Below are 20,243 nucleotides of genomic sequence, written 5' to 3' on the forward strand. Positions count from 1 at the left end.
ATTTTTTATTAGAATTTCTTTCAAATTTATTTCCTAAATTGGAATTTGGAATTTAAAAGTTTGGAATTTATATAAACAGAGAAATGGAATTAAGCTATTGGGAATTAAAAAACTGGTTCACGAATGTTGATTACACAATTGTGGGAAGTGGTATCGTTGGCCTGCATGCTGCATTACGCTTACGCGAAAGATTTCCGGATGCTAAAATTCTTGTTTTAGAAAGAGGAATGTTACCACAAGGGGCGAGTACGAAAAATGCTGGTTTTGCCTGTTTTGGAAGTCTCTCTGAAATTATGGATGATTTAAAAACGCATTCAGAAGATGATGTAGTCAATTTGATTGGGAAACGCTGGAAAGGTTTGCAGTTACTTCGAAAAAGACTTGGAGATGCAGCAATTGATTTTAAACCTCACGGCGGTTATGAATTGTTTTTGAAAGAAGATGAATTGGGATTTAATGAATGTATTTCAAGAATGCCTTTTATCAATGAAATTCTAAAACCGCTTTTTAAAACAGAAGTTTTTGCGAAAGAAACAGACCGATTTGGATTTGGAAATATTCAAGATTATTTAATTTTTAATCCTTTTGAAGCCCAGATTGATACCGGAAATATGATGCAGGAATTGTTGAAGCAAGCAGTTTCTGAAAACATTTTAATTCTAAATCAGCAAACCGTAACATCTTATGCAGACGCAGGAAATCATGTTGAAGTTGTCCTGAATGATTTCAGTTTTAAAACCCATAAATTACTTTTTGCGACAAATGGTTTTGCAAGTGTTTTGACGAGTGGCGCTGTAAAACCTGCAAGGGCTCAAGTTTTAATTACAGAACCCATTGATAATTTAGATATAAAAGGAACGTTTCATTTAGATAAAGGGTATTATTATTTCAGAAATGTAAACAATCGTATTTTGTTGGGCGGCGGAAGAAATCTGGATTTTGAAGGCGAAACGACAACTGAATTTGGCGAGACGAAAATTATTCAAAATAAATTGGAAGATTTACTGAAAAATGTAATTTTACCAAATCAGGATTTTCAGATTGCGCACCGATGGAGCGGTATTATGGGAATTGGAAATAGTAAAAACCCTGTTGTTTCTCAACTATCTGAAAACGTGTTTTGTGGAGTGCGTTTAGGCGGAATGGGAATAGCAATTGGCAGTTTAATAGGAACAGAATTAGCAGATTTAATATAATGGCAGCACCCAAAAAACCAGCACCAAAAAAAACAACCGCAGCGAAACCAAAACCAAAATCGTCTCCTAAAAAAGGAAATCGATCTTTGGGAGAAAAAATAAAATGGTTTTTTATAAAAGCTGCTTTGTGGTTTTTCGGATTATCAATTGGTTCGGTTATATTTTTTAAATACGTTCCGGTTCCTTTTACACCTTTGATGATTATTCGCGCTATCGAAAATAAATTTGGTGGAAAGGAAGTGTATTTTGATCACGACTGGGAACCGATTGAAAAAATTTCCATGAATTTGCAAAAAGCAGTAATTGCGAGCGAAGATGGAACTTTTCTTATTCATAATGGTTTCGATTTTAAAGCACTTCAAAAAGCATATAAAAGTAATGAACGCGGAAGGCGAATTCGCGGTGGAAGCACCATTTCACAGCAAACGGCTAAAAACGTCTTTTTGTGGCAGGGAAAAAGTTATTTCCGTAAAGGTCTTGAAGCTTATTTTACCGTTTTAATTGAATTGATCTGGGGCAAAGAACGCATCATGGAAGTTTACCTTAACAGCATCGAAATGGGTGACGGAGTTTACGGCGCTTATGCGGCGACAGAACATTGGTACCGTCGCGATGCTTCGAGTTTAACACCAATGCAGGCGGCGGGAATTGCGGCGATTTTACCAAATCCGAGAAAATTTAAGGCTACAGGTTCATCAAGTTATATCAATAGAAGAAAAGAGCGTATTGTTCGCGAGATGCGTTACGTTGGAAAAAAAGTAAATTATAAAGGGAATGAGAAGTAAAAAGTTATTTTTTGCTTTTCTAATCTTAACAACAACGTTGACTTTTGGACAAGGAAAAACTTCAGAAATAGGTTTTATATCAGATAATGATTTATATACTTCGTCTAAAAACGATATGTATTACACCAACGGATTGGAAATTTTTTATCGATATATAAGCCGGAATAGCAATGAAAAAATTAGTAAAGAAATAACCGAATTTCGAATTGGGCAATATCTTTATAATCCGCGATTTATCAATGAAGAAGCCGTCGATATAAACGATCGTCCGTTTGCGGGATATCTTTTTGCAGAAGCGGGGAAAAGCTTTTTCTATAAAAGCGAATCCGTTTTAAAAACCGATTTTCAATTGGGTTTTGTGGGACCAAATGCTCTTGGGCAACAATTGCAGGAAGGCTTTCATAAAATTATCGGTTATAAAAAAGTTTTTGGCTGGGAAAATCAAATTCATAACGCTTTAGGATTACAAGCGCACGTAATGTATTCTAAAAAAATGTTTCCATCACAGCATAATGATTTTGTAGATCTGCATTTCCAGTCGGAAGCCAATTTGGGAACCATTTTTACGGGAATCTCTACAGGATTTATGGCGAGATTTGGATTTAAAAAATTAATTCCGATTTACGATTCTAATATGCATGATGCTTCTATAAGTGCAGAAGTACAGCCCAACATTCGAGAGTTTTATTTCTACATAGCGCCAAGCGTTAATTATCAGTTTTACGATGCCACAATCGAGGGCAGTATGTTTAATAATACCAGTCCAATTACTTTCGATTTAGTGCCGCTTCGCTTTAATGGAGAAGCAGGTTTAAAATACCGCTACAATAATTTCAATATTTCCTATTCTTTCCTGTACCGCGGAAGAGAATTAAAAGGCGATGTTAATGATACAAATCGCGGGTATTTTTATGGATCGATTCGAATGGGGTTTTTACTGCGATAAAGGTTAGTTTGCCGCAAAGATGCTGAGGCACTAAGTTTTCGCGCTCAATAGCAATCTTATAGCGAGTGAATAATCAAAATTTTCGCAATATATGTCATTTCGACGAAGGAGAAATCTCCGCAAGAAGCTCTATAAAGAATTTCAATTCTAAATGAAATTTGTAAATAATTATACTTCGATTAAAACAGAATTTCAGAGAAGAAATTTTAATCCATTTCCATATTTTTAGACAAATCCTCCCATTTTTGATCCAGACAAACTATAGTGCTTTCCATTATTACCGCGTTCACGTCAGAAGTGCTTTTTACTTGCGGACTTAGTACGGCCTTTCCATTTTCAAAATAAATATAAGCATCAACATTGCTGTCTCCCCAAAAGTATGGATAAACAATTGCGCTGTTTTCGGTGCTTTCGCTAACGTATTTTTCCATGCTAACGATAAAGGCAAACATGGGTAGCATTTCTACATAATTTTCGCTAAAAAACAGCATTCCCCATTGCCATTCTTCTTTCGCTTCATCGTAATCTGAAAAAGCCATTGCTTGTTTGTATTCCATCCATCCGTCAAGAACTTCCTGATTGGTGTTTTCATTGTAGGCATGAAGATATTCTGGCGTTAAATCCATTTTAGAATCCATTTCCCGACTGTCCCACCATTTTTGCCAATTGTCATTTAACGTTGGTTTTTCGGGAGCGCTGTTTAAAAAAAAATCCAGCTGCGATTTTGTGATTTTTACTTTACAGAATAGAGAACTTAATTCAGACATGGTTTAAGATTTTAATGAAACATAATTAAAACAATTGGCGATTTGTTTTAAATAATTTATTTTGAAATTGATATGAAGAAATAGATTGTAGCAATTACTAAGATAACCAATCCGATGAGTAGTAAGATGTCATCTTCGTTTGTTGTAACACCTTTTTTTACGAGATAAAACCGATGACTTAATAATCCAATTTCATAGCAAACTAAAAATGCGATAATTGCTAATACGCCATATATTGTGGCTAATCCGCCGCCACTGCTAAATGCGCCTTCGTGCACAAACCAAGCAATTATTAATACAAGCGGAAAAATTAGCAGTAACGATTTAATCAAGATGGGACTTCCTTTCCAAAATAATAATGCAATCAATCCAATTATTGGGAGTAAAAGCCAGCGTAGGAATACGGTCATATTATTTCGTTTTTATTCAGTTATTTTTTAGTTCGATACTATTTCCAGAATTTTTATTGAACGTAATAGTTTGGTTGGGACCTCCACAAAAGATTGTCAACGTTAATGTGCTGTCGGTTTCCTTTTTAAAAAGAATATCTTTTGCATTTCTGATTTTGATATTCAAATTATCATTCCTGATTTGCGAGTCGGTACATTTAAAAATTCTTTTTTCGATTGGGCCATTTTTCTCCATTACTTCAAGCCACGGAGACGTCATTGCGCTGTAGCCCACAATTTGAGCCCGATATTTATCATTTAAATTTTTATCAATATACAAACCTAAAGATGTGGTCGAAAGTAAAAGCGCATAAAAAGGAATCATCATTGGGATAATGCTTACTATCAAAGTCAATACTAGAGCTGCCAGAAGAAGCTTGGCCATGATTTTTTTCCAAAAAAGTACAATGACTACAAAGCTTGTAAAGAGCCAAATCCAAAATAATACAATATCACTATAATAACCACGTAAACTTATTTCTTTAAAATAATACAAACAACAGTTTAATGCTAGAAATAGGCTCATAATGAGATAAAATCTCAATACTATTTTGTTATTTCGACTCATACTTTTTTAAGATATAATGTAAAGTGAATACTGTAATTATAGAAAGAATAGAAATCGGTAAAAATGACAATGTGAATGTGTAAAATAATTCTTCTTTAAACCGAAAAGTGCTCCAAGAAGATTCGCGATCAACAAAAATGCCATAATTCCAGAAAAGCCATATTGAAATTAAGAATAATAATTGAAGAAAAACTTTTAAATAGCTGTTTTTAATGAAAGAAAGAAACAGAAAAACGATTGACAATAAAATTGCAGAAATTAAAGACATTAAATACGCGTCATAAGAAAAAGTACAGTCGAGGCATCCGCTTGAATTTCTTTCAGAAAGACTTCCCATTGCCCAATAAATTTGTATAAAAGTGGTTATGAAAATTATAATCGTGATTATAGTAACTTTTTTTAATAAAGGAAATAATTTGGTTTTTAAGGTTTGCTTCATTTGTTTTTTATTCTCTGAAAGGTTTATTTCTTATAAGTTCCTTAAAGACTGTGTGGTATTTTAGAATTTGAGGAATACAAAAATAGAAATAAATTTAAAGAAATATCTTTCAGGAATTGACATCTTTTAAAGAAAGTTTTAATAAAAAATGAAACGCTTAACCTTTTGATAATATGTTGAATAGTTTAAATTTTTACTTTTAATAAAACTTAAATTATGGAAATTAACTGGGTTGTAATAGGAGTTGTAGTAGTATTGGTTATCATCTTGGTTGTTTTGACAATTAGAAAAAATCAAAAAGAAAAAAAGAAATTAACCGATTTGTTAAATAATGATTTTAAAAAAGAAGAAAAAATAGACATTGATGTTGATGATTCAGCTAACGAAAAATAATTTACAATCCTATCAATTGAAAGTGTAAATCCTTGTAAATTAGGTTTTTACAAGGATTTATACGTTTAAGTGGAGAATACCGGATTCGAACCGGTCACCCCTTGCCTGCCAGGCAAGTACTCTAGCCAAATGAGCTAATCCCCCAAAGTCTTAGCAAATAAAGTCAAATAATTCTCAAAAAACAAATTTAGAAATCAATCAGACAAAATATTTTGCAAAAGCGTAACTTTACGTTTAAATTTATTTTTATGAGTTCTAAAAATCTAAATGGAAGTTTAGAAACTTCTTTTCAAAATACAATTGCAACAGTACAATTTGGTCATCCTGCAAGTAATTCTTTTCCACGTAAATTACTAGATGAACTTACAGCCGAAATTAATGCGTTAAGCCGAAATGAAAATGTTTCGGTTATAATTTTAAAAAGTGAAGGAGCAAAAACTTTTTGTTCCGGCGCTTCTTTTGATGAGCTTTTAAAAGTAGAAAACGAAGAACAAGGAACTGAATTCTTTTCTGGTTTTGCCCATCTGCTAAATGCCATGCGCAATTGCAGTAAAATAATAATTGGCCGTGTACAAGGAAAAGCAGTAGGAGGTGGTGTCGGAATTATTTCGGCCTGCGATTATGTTTTTGCAACACCTCAAAGTGATATTAAATTATCAGAATTGGCAATCGGAATCGGGCCTTTTGTTATAGAACCAGCGGTTTCTCGCAAAATTGGAAAAACAGCAATGACCGAAATGACGCTCGCAGCACACGAATGGAAATCGGCAGATTGGGCTTTTGAGAAAGGTCTTTATTCTGTTTTGACTGAGGTCAATACTTTGGATAATGACGTTAAAGACTTTGCTCAAAAATTAAGCACTTACAATCCCGAAGCTTTACAAGAAATGAAAAAGATTATTTGGGAAGGTACAGAACAATGGGAATCGCTTCTTTTTGAACGTGCCGCAATTACAGGTAAACTGGTTTTATCTGATTTTAGCAGAAATGCGTTACTGCAGTTTAAAAAATAGATCAATGAAATTCGAAATTCCAAATTCGAAATTCCAATTGCATTAAATTCCTATTGAAATCTGGAATTTTTCTTTATTTGGAATTTATTATTTAAACGGTTATTAATTCGTAAATTTGCCAGCTTAAAATTAAACATCGATGAGTAATATCAGAATTACAAAACAATTTAGTTTCGAAACCGGACACGCTTTGTACGGTTACGACGGAAAATGCAAGAACGTTCACGGACACAGTTATAAATTGTCGGTTACGGTTATTGGTTCGCCAATTACAGATCGATCGAATGTGAAATTCGGAATGGTGATTGATTTTTCGGATCTAAAGAAAATTGTAAAAGAAGAAATCGTCGATCAGTTTGATCACGCAACTGTTTTCAATCAGACTACACCGCACATCGAATTGGCAAATGAATTGAAAAATCGCGGTCACCACGTTATTTTGGTAGATTACCAGCCAACAAGCGAAAATATGGTGGTTGATTTTGCAGATAGAATTGTGGCACGCCTTCCAGAAGGAATTTCTCTTTTCTCTCTTAAACTTCAGGAAACAGAATCTTCGTTTGCAGAATGGTATGCATCTGATAATTTGTAAAATTCCAAAAATTAAATTCCAAATTCCAAACTCTTCGACTTCGCTCAGAGAGACAAAAGTCTAAAATTTAAAAATCTCAATGAAAAAAATATATTTTGCTTCAGATCAGCATTTTGGTGCGCCGACTCCAGAATTGAGCTTACCGCGCGAAAAGAAATTCGTGGCTTGGCTGGATGAGGTTAAGGAAGATGCAGAAGCAATTTTTTTATTGGGTGATTTATTTGACTTTTGGTTCGAATATAAAACGGTTGTTCCAAAAGGTTTTGTGCGCATTTTAGGCAAACTGGCCGAAATTCGCGACAGCGGCATCCCAATTTATTTTTTCGTAGGAAATCATGATTTATGGATGAATGATTATTTTGAAACCGAATTGAATATTCCGGTTTATCATGATAACAAAGAATTTACTTTTAACGGAAAAACTTTTTTAATTGGCCACGGCGACGGAAAAGGACCCGGAGATAAAGGTTATAAAAGAATGAAAAAGGTATTTACAAATCCGTTTTCAAAATGGCTTTTTCGCTGGCTTCATCCAGATGTTGGTGTAAGTTTAGCGCAATATTTATCGGTTAAAAATAAATTGATTTCCGGAGATGAAGACATTAAGTTTTTAGGAGAAGAAAAAGAGTGGCTGATTTTATACGCTAAACGAAAGCTTGAAACCAAACATTACAATTATTTTATTTTTGGTCATCGTCATCTGCCAATGATTCGTTCAGTTGGCGAAAATTCTGAGTATGTGAATCTAGGCGACTGGATTGGCTATTTTACCTACGGCGTTTTTGACGGTGAAAAATTCGAACTTTTAGAGTACAAGAAATAATTACTTTTTATTTGGATAAATTCCAATTTTGTGCGTTCTTAAAATGTAATTCGATAATTGTTTGCTGTTTGAAAGCTGAAAACTTATTGCATTTGAAGCTTTTTTCGGCATATGACATTCTACACAATTATCGGCCAATACTTTCTCAGGCATTGCTTGTAGCGTTTGTTCCTTATGTTTTAAACCTTGATGACAGCTCATACAGATCTTAGAGTAGGAAACCATGTTTTTTGAAGCATTTTCATGCGGATTATGACAGGTAATGCAATCCATTTTTTCACTGTTTATAAAACACTTACTCTGCGCCATTAAACGAAATTGATTCCCGTGAACATCAAATTGTGTCGTGTCATTTATACTTCTCGTTTCACGAAAGAATTCTGAAAGATTATCTCCAGGTTTAAATTCAAAGCGCGATTTTAATTTCATTCCATCATTTCCAGCATGGCACAAAGCACAGGCATCCAGTTTTTGCTGTCTGTTGAGGTTTTTAAAACTTGTAATGCTGTTGGCGATTTTAACGTTTGGATTTTTTAGATGAAATTCTGCATGCTTTTTTGCAGGTCCGTGACAGCGTTCGCAGTCAATTCCGTAAATAATAGTTTTTTTATTGATAATATCTTCCACATCCATCGACATAAAGTTTTTCTCTGCAGAACTTTGATCAGTCGTTCTGGAGCTGATATTTGAACTATGGCAGGCATAACAATCTTTAACAACCATGCGGTCAAAGTATGGTTTGTCGGCAGGAAAACCAGGGCTTGTTGCCCAGCTATTTACAGAATGATAAAAAGAAAGAGGCAGTTCGTAAGTATTGTTGTTTTTCCAATAAACAGATGTCTGCGCATGTTTGGTTCCAAAAACAATTTCAAATTTATACTTAGCTGTTTCTTTACCGTTTTTGTATAGAACCTGATACAAACTGTCGCCATGTTTTTCCATGACCAATTTGGTGTTTTTATCATAAATGAAAGTATGATTTTTAGAATCAAAATCTCCAGAAATATTTTCTATTACGGCTGGTGCAGTTGCTTTGAAGTGAGAACTGTGAAAGACCATTTCAGACTGCGTTTTGTGACATTGTACACAGCTTTCTGAACCCGCGTAATCGGTTCCGCGCGGATCTATATATTCTTCTGATTTATTGGTACAGCTGATCAGAAATAGTGAGATAATTAGAAAAACGGCTTTTTTCATTACTGTAAATATACTTTTTTTTGAATTGAATCAAAATATATTTCAATAATGAAAAAATATTCTTAAAATATTTAGAATGTTTCTTAGTTCATGCCAACTCCGTAGACATATTCGTCGAGTTCAATTTTGAATAGAGAACCTTCAACCAAATCTTTAATCGATTTTAATTCGGTCATATTTACAGCTAAATCTATAGAATTACAGGGTGTTTTTAATAGAAATTTATGGCACGAATATTTCATTTCACAAGCTTCGCAACAAGCATTTTCGATCATGCTGTCTTCAATCAAATCACAAAAAAGATTTAATTCCGGAATAGTAAAGTAAAAGCCGGTTTCTTTAAAAACCAATTGTACTTTATCTGAAATCGTACTATTATCATCTTTCCAGTAAAAAGCTATTCCAAAGTTGTTATGGTATATCTGTTCAATATCTCTCATTGTAAATCCTTTTAATTCAACAAATATAATTATTATTTATATTAATTCTAAATTAAAAGGTTGTAGAAACAATAAAATTATATAGACTGATGTCTTAAATCTTTTATTGACACATTGTGTTGAGGTAGAATGTCAAACTTTGACCGCTTTTGGACCAGTTTGCCATATTTCTTTCTCTGTAAAAACTATTTTCAGTTGCTGATACAGCCGTTGAAATCGCGAAGAATTTACTTTTTTCATTGCTTTTTACACTTTCAATCCATTGAATCGTAACGGCAATATCTCCCATTTCTTTGTCAAGATAAATATCGTATGGTTGTAGATCGAAGGTAAATAACCCAAGTTTGTTGTCTTTTACTTCAAAAAGGATATCTTTTTCAATTAAAATTGTGGAAGGAAGACCATTCTCAATTTTATAAAAATTCAATCTAAATTTTACCGATTTAAATTCGTTAGAAGTAATATTAAAATTAAAGTCGGTTATTTTGCAGTCTTTTTTGATTCGAAATTCCATTCCTCTTTCACGACTCAAATAATCGTCGACAGTTTTGTCTAAAGCAGTGAAAAAATTGAAATGCATAAGTCCTAATCCTTTTGCGCTTCTTCCAAATTGTTTTGGCTTGGGTTTTTTGAAAGAAACGACAACTTCTTTTAAAGTGTTTTCAGAAGGCGTCATTTTTACAACATTATTGCTAGATTTTAATTGACTAATTAAAACTTTCTTGGTTTCAAATCCAATATGAGAAAATAGGATAGTGTCGTTTGGATTCATTTTTTTATTAAGCTTTAAAACGAAATTTCCATTTGTATTTGATACTGTTCCAGAATTTTTCCTAGCAATGCCGATATTTACATATTCTAAAGCTGAACTGTTTTGAGAACTTTTGACATCGCCGGAAATAGTATTTTCCTGAGCGTAAATTGCAAAAGATAAAAACACAAAAAGTAGAGTAGAAGTATATTTCATTTGCTTTTTTTAAATAAAGAAATGAAATAAGATTAAAATTGAATGTTACTTTATCCAATTTTTAACATTTGACAGAAACTCATTTTGCTGATCTACAAATAAATAGTGAGAACAATTGTCTAAAAAAGCAAAGTGGTTTTTACCAGTGAGATTTTCAATTGATTTAATTTGTGCCGATGAAAAAATGCCATCCTGTTTTCCGTAAATTCCGTAAATTGGAACACCGCTGGCTTTTATTTTCTTTAAGATTGGTCGAGTGTCAATGTTATTTTGTTTTTCATTTTGATAAAAAAGCAAAGGTGCATTTTTGTTCCTAATATTGGTTTTGAAATACTCGCCCGCTTCGTATTGTGCATACAATTTTTTTGAAACCAAAGTTGGATGCGGCATTTTAAAAAAGTTGTTTTCACCAGCCAGTTCAAAACATTTTTTTCGATATTCGGCCGAATTTTTATCTAAATTTTCTACAACATTTATTCTTTTTAATTGTTCAGAATTAATGCTGTATTTCTTTTTTAAAGTATCTAAGATATGGTCGTAAGTTTCCTGCTGAGAAAACAAAGCGCCAGCCAAAACTAAAGCGCTGACATTCTGAGGATATTTGTTCGTATAAAGAGTCGCGACCAAACCACCAAAACTGTGACCAAGCAAAACTGCTTTTTTTAAATGGTACTTTTTATAGATAGAATTTAAATCCTGATAAGCTTCTTCATAAGTCAATTTTGCATTAGGATCTGCAGATCTTCCTTCGCCTCTTCGATCATAAGCAATAACATAAAAACCTTGATTAGTTAGATTTTGAGCTGTTGTTCCTTCAAATAAAGTGGCATTACCACTTGGACCGCCGTGAATAAAAATTATGGGTTTGTCCTTTTCGTTTCCGTATGTTTTAATATAAAGATTTTGTCCGTTTACGAAAAGAGACATTCCAAAAAATAAGCAAAGAAAAATAGACTTCATTTACTCCAGTTTATTATGATCTTCCATATCTCTATGAAGGTCTAAATTTCGAAATGTTGGTGATTTTAATGCTGTAACGACTACAGTCAGTAATGTAACGCTTCCTCCAAAAATAACAGAAGTTACAGCACCCATTAATTTGGCAGTGGCACCACTTTCAAAAGCCCCTAATTCGTTAGAAGATCCCACAAAAATGGAGTTTACAGCACCAACACGACCACGCATATGATCTGGCGTTTTAAGCTGTAAAATCGTCTGGCGAATTACTACCGAAATTCCGTCTGCTAGTCCGCTCAGGAATAAAGCAAAAACAGAAAGCCAGAATGACGTAGAAAAACCAAATAAGATAATCGATAATCCAAAAACAAATATGGCGACTAAAAGTTTCTTTCCGGCATTTTTATATAATGGCACATAAGCAGAAACAAGCATCGTGATAAACGCACCAACTGCTGGAGCGGCTCTCAATATACCAAATCCTTCTGCACCAACTTTTAAGATATCTTGAGCAAAAACTGGTAACAATGCAACTGCGCCCCCAAAAAGTACAGCAATCATATCAAGAGATAAGGCTCCTAAGACAATTTGGTTTTTAAATACAAAAGTCAAACCTTCTGTAAGACTGTCTTTTATTGATTCACCAATCTTTGGATTTAGGATTGGTTTTGTACTAATTTGAGATAAAAAAATTAAGGAAAGTATGGAGAATGCAAAAACCAAACACATCGACCAGTGAACGCCCATCCAATTAATTGAAAATCCGGCAAGAGCAGGGCCCATTACAGCGCCAACCTGCCAAACAGAACTGCTCCAAGTTGCTGCATTTGGATATGCTTTTTTAGGAATAATCAGTGATAGAAGTGAGAAAATAGTTGGGCCAAGAAATGCACGAACTAATCCGCCAAAAAAGACTAAAGTATAAATTGAATATAAAATAACATTGGAAGACCAGCCGCCAATAATTTTTGGCCACGTCAGTAAAAACAATCCAAAACTAATTACAGAAAATCCTAGAATACATTTTACCAACAAGCCTTTTTTCTCTCTTTGGTCAACAATATGACCGGCAAATAAGGCCATTGAAACGGCAGGAACGACTTCCATTAAACCGATAATTCCAAGTGAAAGCGGATCTTTAGTTAAACTATACACTTCCCATTCAATTACAATAAACTGCATTGACCAAGCAAAAACCATGGCAAAACGTAATAATAAAAATACGTTGAATTCTCTATAACGCAGCGCCTGATACGGATCCGGTTTATTTGATTTAATCTCTTCCATTTGTTCTAATGTCTTTCAGCATAAGCTGTGTTGTAACATTTCCGTTCCACTCGTTTTCACCCAAACAATAAGCGAGCTGAAAAGGATTTTGATTTTTTACGATGTTTATTTTTTTTCCTAATCCAAAACCTATAGCACCAATTCCCTCAGAATTGTTTTGTTTTACCCAAAGTCTCAAATGTTCATCTTCAGCTCCTAAAGTTTTGCCGTATCCGGTATCTTTTACATCCGAAGTCATAAAAACCGGCGTCATATTCTGCGGGCCAAAAGGCTCGAATTGTTTTAAAATTCGGATAAGTTTTGGAGTAATATCGGAGAAGTTAATTTCGGCATCAATTTCTATTTCAGGAGTTCGCATTTCAGGCTGAATTGTTTCTTGTACACATTTTTCAAAAGCTTCTTTGAAAAGTGGATAATTTTCAGCTTTTAAAGTCATTCCTGCAGCGTACATATGTCCTCCAAATTGTTCTAAATGTTCTGCGCAGGCATCTAAGGCATTGTAAACATCAAAACCTTTTACAGATCGGGCAGAAGCCGCATATTTATCACCGCTTTTTGTAAAAACCAAAGTAGGGCGGTAATAAGTTTCAATTAATCTCGAAGCTACAATCCCGATCACGCCTTTGTGCCAGTCTTCCTGAAAAACAACCGTTGAAAAACGTTCTTCTTCTTTGTTTTCTAAAATCTGCTGAAAAGCTTCTTTTGTAATTTTTTTATCTAAATCTTTTCGGTCTGCATTGTATTGTTCAATTTCCGAAGCAAATTGCTGGGCCTGATCGAAATCAAATTCAGTCAATAATTCAACAGCATGATTTCCGTGTTTTATTCTTCCTGCCGCATTAATTCGGGGAGAAATGATAAAAACAACATCTGTAATATCTAAAACTTTCTTTTTTACTTGATGCACCAATGCTTTAATTCCAGGTCTTGGCTCGCTGTTTATTACTTTTAAACCAAAGTAAGCCAAAACTCTATTTTCACCTGTAATCGGCACAATATCTGCCGCGATTGCCGTAGCAACCAAATCCAGATACGGAACTAAATCTTCTATGGTTTCATTTCTATTTTGACCTAAAGCCTGAATCAGTTTAAAACCGACACCGCAGCCACATAATTCATCATACGGATACGAGCAGTCTTCTCTTTTCGGGTCTAAAATCGCAACCGCATCAGGAAGAATATTGCCAGGTCTGTGGTGGTCACAAATAATAAAATCAATGTTTTTTTCTTTCGCGTAGGCGATATGATCAATGGACTTTATGCCGCAATCGAGAGCGATAATTAATGAAAATCCGTTGTCGTCGGCAAAGTCAATTCCTTTAAGAGAAATCCCGTAACCTTCGTCATAACGATCTGGAATGTAAGTGGCGATATTTGGATAATGTGATTTTAAATAAGAGGAAACTAATGAAACCGCTGTCGTTCCATCAACATCATAATCTCCAAAAACTAAAATATTTTCCTGCCTTTCAATAGCCTGTTCAATTCTTGCAACGGCTTTGTCCATATCTTTCATGAGATAAGGATCATGCAAATGTTCTAATGAAGGGCGAAAGAAATTCTTAGCATCTTCAAAAGTTTCAATACCACGCTGAATCAAAAGTGTTGCTACAAAATCTTCTACATTTAAGGCCTGTGCCAAATGTTTGATTTTATCTTCAGAAGGTTTTGGTTTTAAGGTCCAACGCATGGTTGATTTTAGATTTTAGAGTGTAGATTTTAGATTGTTGATGTCTGAAATCGTTTAATTTGATTGGTAATTTTTTTTGCCACGAATTGCACGAATTTTCACTAATTCAATTTGTGTTAATTTGAGTAATTAGTGGCAATCTTTAATCTGTTTTAATCTGCGAAATTTGTGGCAGAAATACTTTTTTAAATTTTGTCAAAGCTTTTTGGGTATATAATATAGAGTGTAAATTTCAGAAATCTAAAATCTACACTCTAAAATCTAAAATATTACTTCGCTTCCAAAGCATTGCCTTCAAACTGGATTCCGTCCCAGCCTAAGTTGATGAAATTTCTAATGTTTTGGTGGTTTGTTCCGTTTGGATCTTTTAAAACTTCTTCGAAATAAAAAGCTCCGAAACAGGCTAAAGTTTCTTCTTTACTTAAGTTTTGCAATTTGGCGAAAGAAAATAATTTACAAGAACCTGAATTTTCGCCTGCAGCGTTGTGTTGCGTTCCGTTTTGAAAAGCGGTTGGAGTAAAATTGTAATTTTCCTCGATTACTGCAATAGTTTCTGGGAATGTTATTTCTGTTGGAGTTTGTTTTACTTTTTCTAAAAAGGCTTGGATGCTCATGATATGTTATTCGTTTTTTTGCCACGAATTTCACGAATTTTCACCAATTAAATTCGTGATAATTGGTGTAATTCGTTGCAAACATTTTTTAATATATTTTAATTTGTGAATTCGGGGCAACTATTATTCTTCGTCATCATCCTTAGAAAACTTACTTTTCTTAGGTTCTTTTATTATTGTTTTTCCAGCAACGACAACTACGATTTCTCCGCGTGGTGCTGTTTTTTCAAAGTGTGCTAAAACTTCTTTTGCAGTTCCGCGTACATTTTCTTCGTGTAATTTTGATAATTCTCTTGAAACGCAGACTTGTCTGTCTTCGCCAAAATACTGAATAAATTCGGCTAAAGTTTTGACTAATTTATGTGGTGAAACATACAAAATCATCGTTCTTGTTTCTTCGGCTAAAGCCAAAAAACGAGTCTGACGTCCTTTTTTATCAGGCAGAAAACCTTCGAAAATAAATTTGTCATTTGGTAATCCGCTGTTGACTAAAGCTGGAACGAAAGCCGTTGCGCCAGGCAGACATTCTACTTCAATTTTATTTTCAACACAGGCACGCGTCAATAAAAAACCAGGATCTGAAATTGCCGGAGTTCCTGCATCTGAAATTAAAGCGATAGTTTCGCCGGCTTTTAAACGCGCAATTAAGTTTTCGGTTGTTTTGTGTTCGTTGTGCATATGATGGCTGTGCATGTGTGTGCCAATTTCAAAATGCTTCAACAATTTTCCACTCGTTCTGGTGTCTTCGGCCAAAATCAAATCGACTTCTTTCAGAATGCGAATGGCACGAAAAGTCATGTCTTCAAGATTGCCAATAGGCGTTGGAACGATATATAATTTAGACATAATTTGTTATTAGTGAAATGTAAAAAGTGAAAAGGATTATGAGAATTTCTTCTCTACAATTCCCAAGAAACGTTCTGCGTAATCGTCTTTTCCTTCCCAATTATTATAATCAGGTTTAACCATGTTTTCAATAAATTCTTGTGCTTCACTATAAGAATCAAAGGTTAAAAGCTGATTTAAAACGCGGCTGTAGTCTTCTGTACTGTTTCCAAAAAGATTTTTAGTAAAAGCAATTCTGTCATTCAAATCAATATGAAAACCTTTTGCCATTTTTTCATTTAAACTTACCGCTTTTGGCTGTGTAGGAGTTTCAAGAATGGCTGTTTCTACTTTTTTCTCTTCTTTAAAATCAGTAATTGAAGGGGTTTTAGCCGGTGGAACTGCTTCAAAACTATCTACTTTTACAAACTGAGCGTCGGCATAATTTACTCCAAAATCTTCAAAAAGAATGGTTGGTATACTCGAAGTTTCGATTTTTGGTTCCTCTTTTATTTCTTCTTTAATCTCTTCCGTTTCTAATTCAAACGCAGGTTTAAAATCTGGAATTGGTTTTAAATCACTTACAGTCGTAAACGAAAGTTCTTCTGGATTATTCTTTGATTCTTCTACTTCAGTTTCTTTTTCTGCTTCCAGTTCAATAATTTCAGAAACAACTGGCTCTTCTGTTCTTTCTACAACAGATTCAATAATTTCGGCAGTAATTGGTTCTGGTGTTTCTTCAATAATAGATTCAGAAAATTCAGCAGCGATTGGTTCCTCTATTTCTTCTGCAATTGGTTCAGGAATTGCAGCAGTGATTTCTTCTGAAACTTCTGGTTCGTAAGATTCCTCAAGTTCAATTACAGCAGCAGGGCTTTCTGTCTCAGATGGAACAGGAACTATTTCCTCTTTATCAAAGATTGTTTCTAATTCTGAAGCAATATCGTGTTGACCAATTGTTGGTTTTGCAGCGTCAAAATTCTCTTCTACAAATTTCAATACCGCTAATTTCTCATATAATTTCTGAGTTTCAAGATACAATTGATTGATATCGGATTTGTTTTTAAGTTTCAAAATTCGATGTGCAATGCTGATTAAATCGGCTTCCAATTTTTTTTTCATAACTGTTGAAATTATAGTGAATAAGGTATTTTAGTGTATTTAATGTCTGAATGTCTTTATTATGAAAGAAATCCAAAAGATATTTTTTTATTTCTGTTAATAAGCGTTCGCGAATCTCCGATTTGATAAAAATTTTCTACTTTTGAAAAAATGTAAAACAGCACATTTTTACGTCGATTTATTACCAGTACAAAGTAATAAAAACTATTCATTTTTAAAGGCAGAAAAATACAAAATGTTTCTCGAAAATACAGTAAATCACAAAGAACAATTTGGTTGGATTGAAGTTATTTGTGGATCAATGTTTTCGGGTAAAACCGAGGAATTAATCCGCAGATTAAAACGCGCTCAATTCGCCAAGCAAAAAGTCGAAATTTTCAAACCCGCAATCGATACCCGTTATCATGACGAAATGGTAGTGTCGCACGATGCTAATGAAATTCGTTCCACTCCAGTTCCCGCAGCTGCCAATATTTTAATTTTGGCACAAGGCTGTGATGTGATCGGTATTGACGAAGCTCAGTTTTTTGATGATGAAATTATTACGGTTTGTAATGATTTGGCCAATCAGGGAATCCGCGTAATTGTTGCCGGACTTGATATGGATTTTAAAGGAAACCCTTTCGGGCCTATGCCGGGACTTATGGCAACGGCAGAATATGTGACCAAAGTACACGCCGTTTGCACGAGAACTGGAAATTTGGCTAATTACAGTTTTAGAAAAACAGATAATGATAAATTGGTGATGCTTGGTGAAACAGAAGAATACGAGCCACTTAGCCGTGCAGCGTATTTTAATGCAATGAAGAAAATCCAAGAAAAATAAATTTTAACTTTATTAAGAAGTGAAAGTAAAATGAGAAAACAGAATATTTTATTATTAATTATAATTGGTGTTGCTTTAGCCTTAGCAGCTTTTTTTCAGTTTTATCTTTCTGAAAATGCAGATGAAGTAAATTCCGAGGTAACCGAATTAGTTGCCAAATACAATAAAAATTGCCCGCTTAATATTCAGGAAGGCATTCGTTTAGATAGTGTGACTTTGCCTGAGGAAAGAACTGTTCAGTATAATTTGACATTGTTGAATGTAGAAAAAGAAAAAGCAGAGATCAATGTAATTCACGACGAGATTCAAAAAAGTCTAATAAGTACCGCCAAATCAAATGAAGGGCTTCAGGTTTTTAGAGATAACGATTATACTTTGATTTACAGTTACAGCGACAAAAAGAAAGCGTTTTTGTTTACTGTGAAAATATTGCCAGATCAATATAAATAATTAGAAGGTTCACATATAGCAAACCCTACAGGTTTTAAAAACCTGTAGGGTTTGTTGTTTTTAGATCTTTTAAAATAATATTCAGGATTTCAATTATATTCCATAGGAATATTTCAGCGGTAGAATCATAAATGGTTTTGTGTTGTGTCCTGCAGAGACACCTGATTTAACGGTAATTTATTTGTTCGATTAATCAAACGTTCCTACGGAACCAATATTTAACTATACATCAAATATTTTCTACCAATGAGACATTCCGTAGGAATGAATCATATCTTGAAATAACTTAACTTCTTTAATGAAAAAACCTAACAGGTTTTAAAACCTGTTAGGTTTGGTATTTTGATATAAAGGCAGAGAAAACCTAAATTTTCTTTCTCATTCTAGCAACTGGAATATCCAATTGTTCACGATATTTAGCAATAGTTCTTCTTGCAATTGGATATCCTTTTTCCTTCAGGATTTCAGCCAATTGATCGTCTGGAAGCGGTTTCTTTTTATCTTCTTCTTCAATTGTATTCTTAAGAATCTTTTTGATTTCTAAAGTCGAAACATCTTCGCCCTGATCATTTTTCATGGCTTCAGAGAAAAATTCTTTAATCAGTTTCGTTCCGTATGGTGTTTCAACATATTTACTGTTGGCAACACGCGAAATCGTCGAAATATCCAAACCAACCATGTCCGCAATGTCTTTTAAGATCATTGGTTTTAATTTGGTTTCGTCACCGTCTAAGAAAAATTCTTCCTGATAATGCATAATCGCATTCATGGTTACAAAAAGCGTTTCCTGACGTTGTCTAATCGCATCGATAAACCATTTGGCTGAATCCAGTTTTTGTTTGATAAACTGAACCGCATCCTTCTGCGCTGATGACTTATCACGAGAATCTTTATACGTCTGCATCATTTCCTGATAATCTTTAGAAACGTGCAGGGGAGGAGCATTTCGTCCGTTTAGAGTCAATTCCAATTCTCCGTCAACAATTCTGATTGCAAAATCGGGAACCACATTTTCCGTTACTTTATTGTTTCCTGTAAAAGAACCGCCCGGTTTTGGGTTTAATCTTTCAATTTCGTGAATCGCTTTTTTAAGCTGTTCGTTAGAAACACTGTATTTCTGTAATAATTTATCGTAATGTTTTTTCGTAAAAGCGTCAAACTGATTTTCGATAATATCAATCGCCAGATCAACATATTCTGTTGGCGTTTTATGCTTTAACTGCAATAGCAAACATTCCTGCAAGTCACGCGCTCCAACTCCCGAAGGTTCTAGTTCGTGAATCACCTGAAGCATTTTCTCGACCATTTTCTCATCGGTATAAATTCCCTGAGTAAAAGCCATGTCATCTACAATATCCGGAACGCTTCTGCGGATATAACCCATGTCGTCAATACTTCCAACAAGGAATTCAGCGATTTCGCGTTCTTCATCGTTTAAAATAAAAGTATTCAACTGATTGATTAAATCCTGATGAAAACTAATTGGCGAAGCAAAAGGCGTTTCACGTTCTTCGTCTTCACTGTAATTATTCACCTGAGTTTTATAATCAGGTGTATCGTCGTCGCTTAGGTATTCGTCGATATTAATGTCATCTGCTTCGATTCTGTCAGATTCTGCATCATCATAATCGTCGTAGTCTTCATTGGCGAATTCATCGGCTTCGTATTCGTCTTCTTTTCCAGCCTCAAGAGCCGGATTTTCGTTCATTTCTTCTAATAAACGTTGCTCAAAAGCTTGCGTAGGCAATTGAATTAACTTCATCAGCTGAATTTGCTGCGGAGATAATTTTTGTGATAATTTTAAATTTAAAAATTGCTTTAGCATTTATAATGTTTAATCGTTTATTTGTTTAATCGTCAATTCGTTTCTTCGTGAAAATCGGTTAACCGAATGAAC

General features: G+C 34.1%; 23 protein-coding genes and 1 tRNA gene. 9 read left to right on the plus strand and 15 right to left on the minus strand.

The features are described from left to right. Window positions 1-83 precede the first annotated feature (83 nt). The 3 genes from BSF42_RS15295 to BSF42_RS15305 are packed head-to-tail and all read left to right on the plus strand — an operon-like array spanning window position 84 to window position 2,927. Window positions 84-1,196, plus strand: coding sequence for an FAD-binding oxidoreductase (locus BSF42_RS15295; RefSeq protein ID WP_095953954.1), 1,113 nt, complete (start codon window positions 84-86; stop codon window positions 1,194-1,196). After that, entirely contained in the window at window positions 1,196-1,981 is a 786-nt protein-coding gene (gene mtgA, locus BSF42_RS15300; protein ID WP_095953955.1) for a monofunctional biosynthetic peptidoglycan transglycosylase, read from the plus strand. The genes BSF42_RS15295 and mtgA overlap by 1 nt, the downstream gene beginning before the upstream one ends. Continuing rightward, on the plus strand, window positions 1,971-2,927 hold the full coding sequence (locus BSF42_RS15305; RefSeq protein ID WP_095953956.1) for a lipid A deacylase LpxR family protein: 957 nt from the start codon (window positions 1,971-1,973) through the stop codon (window positions 2,925-2,927). The genes mtgA and BSF42_RS15305 overlap by 11 nt, the downstream gene beginning before the upstream one ends. Before the next feature lie 206 nt (window positions 2,928-3,133). Here the strand turns inward: BSF42_RS15305 and BSF42_RS15310 are convergent, their stop codons facing one another. The 4 genes from BSF42_RS15310 to BSF42_RS15325 form a co-directional block, all read right to left on the minus strand. Further along, the gene (locus BSF42_RS15310; RefSeq protein WP_095953957.1) at window positions 3,134-3,694 is read right to left on the minus strand and encodes a hypothetical protein; all 561 of its coding nucleotides are present in this window, start codon (window positions 3,692-3,694) and stop codon (window positions 3,134-3,136) included. A 56-nt stretch (window positions 3,695-3,750) separates the two neighbouring features. Then, window positions 3,751-4,104: a hypothetical protein gene (locus BSF42_RS15315; protein ID WP_141248465.1), complete on the minus strand. Its 354-nt coding sequence runs from the start codon at window positions 4,102-4,104 to the stop codon at window positions 3,751-3,753. Window positions 4,105-4,120: 16 nt separating this feature from the next. Beyond that, the gene (locus tag BSF42_RS15320) at window positions 4,121-4,528 is read right to left on the minus strand and encodes a hypothetical protein (protein ID WP_216360282.1); all 408 of its coding nucleotides are present in this window, start codon (window positions 4,526-4,528) and stop codon (window positions 4,121-4,123) included. A gap of 169 nt (window positions 4,529-4,697) precedes the next feature. Further along, window positions 4,698-5,150, minus strand: coding sequence for a hypothetical protein (locus BSF42_RS15325; protein WP_095953960.1), 453 nt, complete (start codon window positions 5,148-5,150; stop codon window positions 4,698-4,700). 216 nt (window positions 5,151-5,366) lie between these two features. Here BSF42_RS15325 and BSF42_RS22480 point away from each other — a divergent pair, with 216 nt between their 5' ends. Beyond that, window positions 5,367-5,543 (plus strand): hypothetical protein, encoded by a 177-nt coding sequence (locus tag BSF42_RS22480; protein ID WP_172426703.1) that lies wholly within the window; start codon window positions 5,367-5,369, stop codon window positions 5,541-5,543. Between the two features lie 70 nt (window positions 5,544-5,613). Here BSF42_RS22480 and BSF42_RS15330 read toward each other — a convergent pair. Further along, window positions 5,614-5,687 (minus strand) — tRNA-Ala (locus BSF42_RS15330). A gap of 104 nt (window positions 5,688-5,791) precedes the next feature. On the opposite strand from BSF42_RS15330, the gene BSF42_RS15335 reads away from it, so the two are divergent. From BSF42_RS15335 to BSF42_RS15345, 3 genes are all read left to right on the plus strand, one after another. Next, window positions 5,792-6,556, plus strand: a complete 765-nt coding sequence (locus tag BSF42_RS15335) for an enoyl-CoA hydratase/isomerase family protein (protein WP_095953961.1) — start codon at window positions 5,792-5,794, stop codon at window positions 6,554-6,556. Window positions 6,557-6,695: 139 nt separating this feature from the next. Then, the gene (locus tag BSF42_RS15340) at window positions 6,696-7,148 is read left to right on the plus strand and encodes a 6-carboxytetrahydropterin synthase (RefSeq protein WP_095953962.1); all 453 of its coding nucleotides are present in this window, start codon (window positions 6,696-6,698) and stop codon (window positions 7,146-7,148) included. Window positions 7,149-7,227: 79 nt separating this feature from the next. After that, window positions 7,228-7,971 carry a UDP-2,3-diacylglucosamine diphosphatase gene (locus tag BSF42_RS15345; RefSeq protein WP_095953963.1) on the plus strand — a complete coding sequence of 248 codons (744 nt, stop codon included), beginning with the start codon at window positions 7,228-7,230 and terminating at the stop codon, window positions 7,969-7,971. Here BSF42_RS15345 and BSF42_RS15350 read toward each other — a convergent pair whose 3' ends face one another. From BSF42_RS15350 to BSF42_RS15390, 9 genes are all read right to left on the minus strand, one after another. Further along, entirely contained in the window at window positions 7,972-9,168 is a 1,197-nt protein-coding gene (locus BSF42_RS15350) for a cytochrome c3 family protein (RefSeq protein WP_095953964.1), read from the minus strand. It abuts the gene before it with no gap. 83 nt (window positions 9,169-9,251) lie between these two features. Further along, on the minus strand, window positions 9,252-9,608 hold the full coding sequence (locus tag BSF42_RS15355; protein WP_095953965.1) for a hypothetical protein: 357 nt from the start codon (window positions 9,606-9,608) through the stop codon (window positions 9,252-9,254). A gap of 103 nt (window positions 9,609-9,711) precedes the next feature. After that, window positions 9,712-10,575 (minus strand): carboxypeptidase-like regulatory domain-containing protein, encoded by an 864-nt coding sequence (locus tag BSF42_RS15360; protein ID WP_095953966.1) that lies wholly within the window; start codon window positions 10,573-10,575, stop codon window positions 9,712-9,714. A 45-nt stretch (window positions 10,576-10,620) separates the two neighbouring features. Continuing rightward, the gene (locus BSF42_RS15365) at window positions 10,621-11,535 is read right to left on the minus strand and encodes an alpha/beta fold hydrolase (protein ID WP_095953967.1); all 915 of its coding nucleotides are present in this window, start codon (window positions 11,533-11,535) and stop codon (window positions 10,621-10,623) included. Beyond that, on the minus strand, window positions 11,536-12,819 hold the full coding sequence (locus tag BSF42_RS15370; protein WP_095953968.1) for an MFS transporter: 1,284 nt from the start codon (window positions 12,817-12,819) through the stop codon (window positions 11,536-11,538). After that, the gene (recJ, locus tag BSF42_RS15375) at window positions 12,806-14,509 is read right to left on the minus strand and encodes a single-stranded-DNA-specific exonuclease RecJ (protein ID WP_095953969.1); all 1,704 of its coding nucleotides are present in this window, start codon (window positions 14,507-14,509) and stop codon (window positions 12,806-12,808) included. Before recJ ends, BSF42_RS15370 begins: the two co-directional genes overlap by 14 nt. Before the next feature lie 269 nt (window positions 14,510-14,778). After that, window positions 14,779-15,123 (minus strand): HopJ type III effector protein, encoded by a 345-nt coding sequence (locus BSF42_RS15380; RefSeq protein ID WP_095953970.1) that lies wholly within the window; start codon window positions 15,121-15,123, stop codon window positions 14,779-14,781. Window positions 15,124-15,246: 123 nt separating this feature from the next. Then, window positions 15,247-15,969 (minus strand): 16S rRNA (cytidine(1402)-2'-O)-methyltransferase, encoded by a 723-nt coding sequence (gene rsmI / locus BSF42_RS15385; protein ID WP_095953971.1) that lies wholly within the window; start codon window positions 15,967-15,969, stop codon window positions 15,247-15,249. A gap of 36 nt (window positions 15,970-16,005) precedes the next feature. Beyond that, entirely contained in the window at window positions 16,006-17,070 is a 1,065-nt protein-coding gene (locus tag BSF42_RS15390; RefSeq protein ID WP_095953972.1) for a hypothetical protein, read from the minus strand. 235 nt (window positions 17,071-17,305) lie between these two features. Here BSF42_RS15390 and BSF42_RS15395 point away from each other — a divergent pair, with 235 nt between their 5' ends. Both BSF42_RS15395 and BSF42_RS15400 read left to right on the plus strand, forming a co-directional pair. Next, window positions 17,306-17,896 carry a thymidine kinase gene (locus BSF42_RS15395; RefSeq protein WP_095953973.1) on the plus strand — a complete coding sequence of 197 codons (591 nt, stop codon included), beginning with the start codon at window positions 17,306-17,308 and terminating at the stop codon, window positions 17,894-17,896. A gap of 30 nt (window positions 17,897-17,926) precedes the next feature. Further along, window positions 17,927-18,346, plus strand: coding sequence for a hypothetical protein (locus BSF42_RS15400; protein WP_095953974.1), 420 nt, complete (start codon window positions 17,927-17,929; stop codon window positions 18,344-18,346). A gap of 364 nt (window positions 18,347-18,710) precedes the next feature. Here the strand turns inward: BSF42_RS15400 and rpoN are convergent, their stop codons facing one another. Then, window positions 18,711-20,171 (minus strand): RNA polymerase factor sigma-54, encoded by a 1,461-nt coding sequence (gene rpoN / locus BSF42_RS15405; protein ID WP_095953975.1) that lies wholly within the window; start codon window positions 20,169-20,171, stop codon window positions 18,711-18,713. Between the last annotated feature and the right edge of the window lie 72 nt (window positions 20,172-20,243).

The sequence above is a fragment of the Flavobacterium sp. ACN6 genome (assembly GCF_002304005.1).
In the GTDB taxonomy this organism is placed as follows: domain Bacteria; phylum Bacteroidota; class Bacteroidia; order Flavobacteriales; family Flavobacteriaceae; genus Flavobacterium.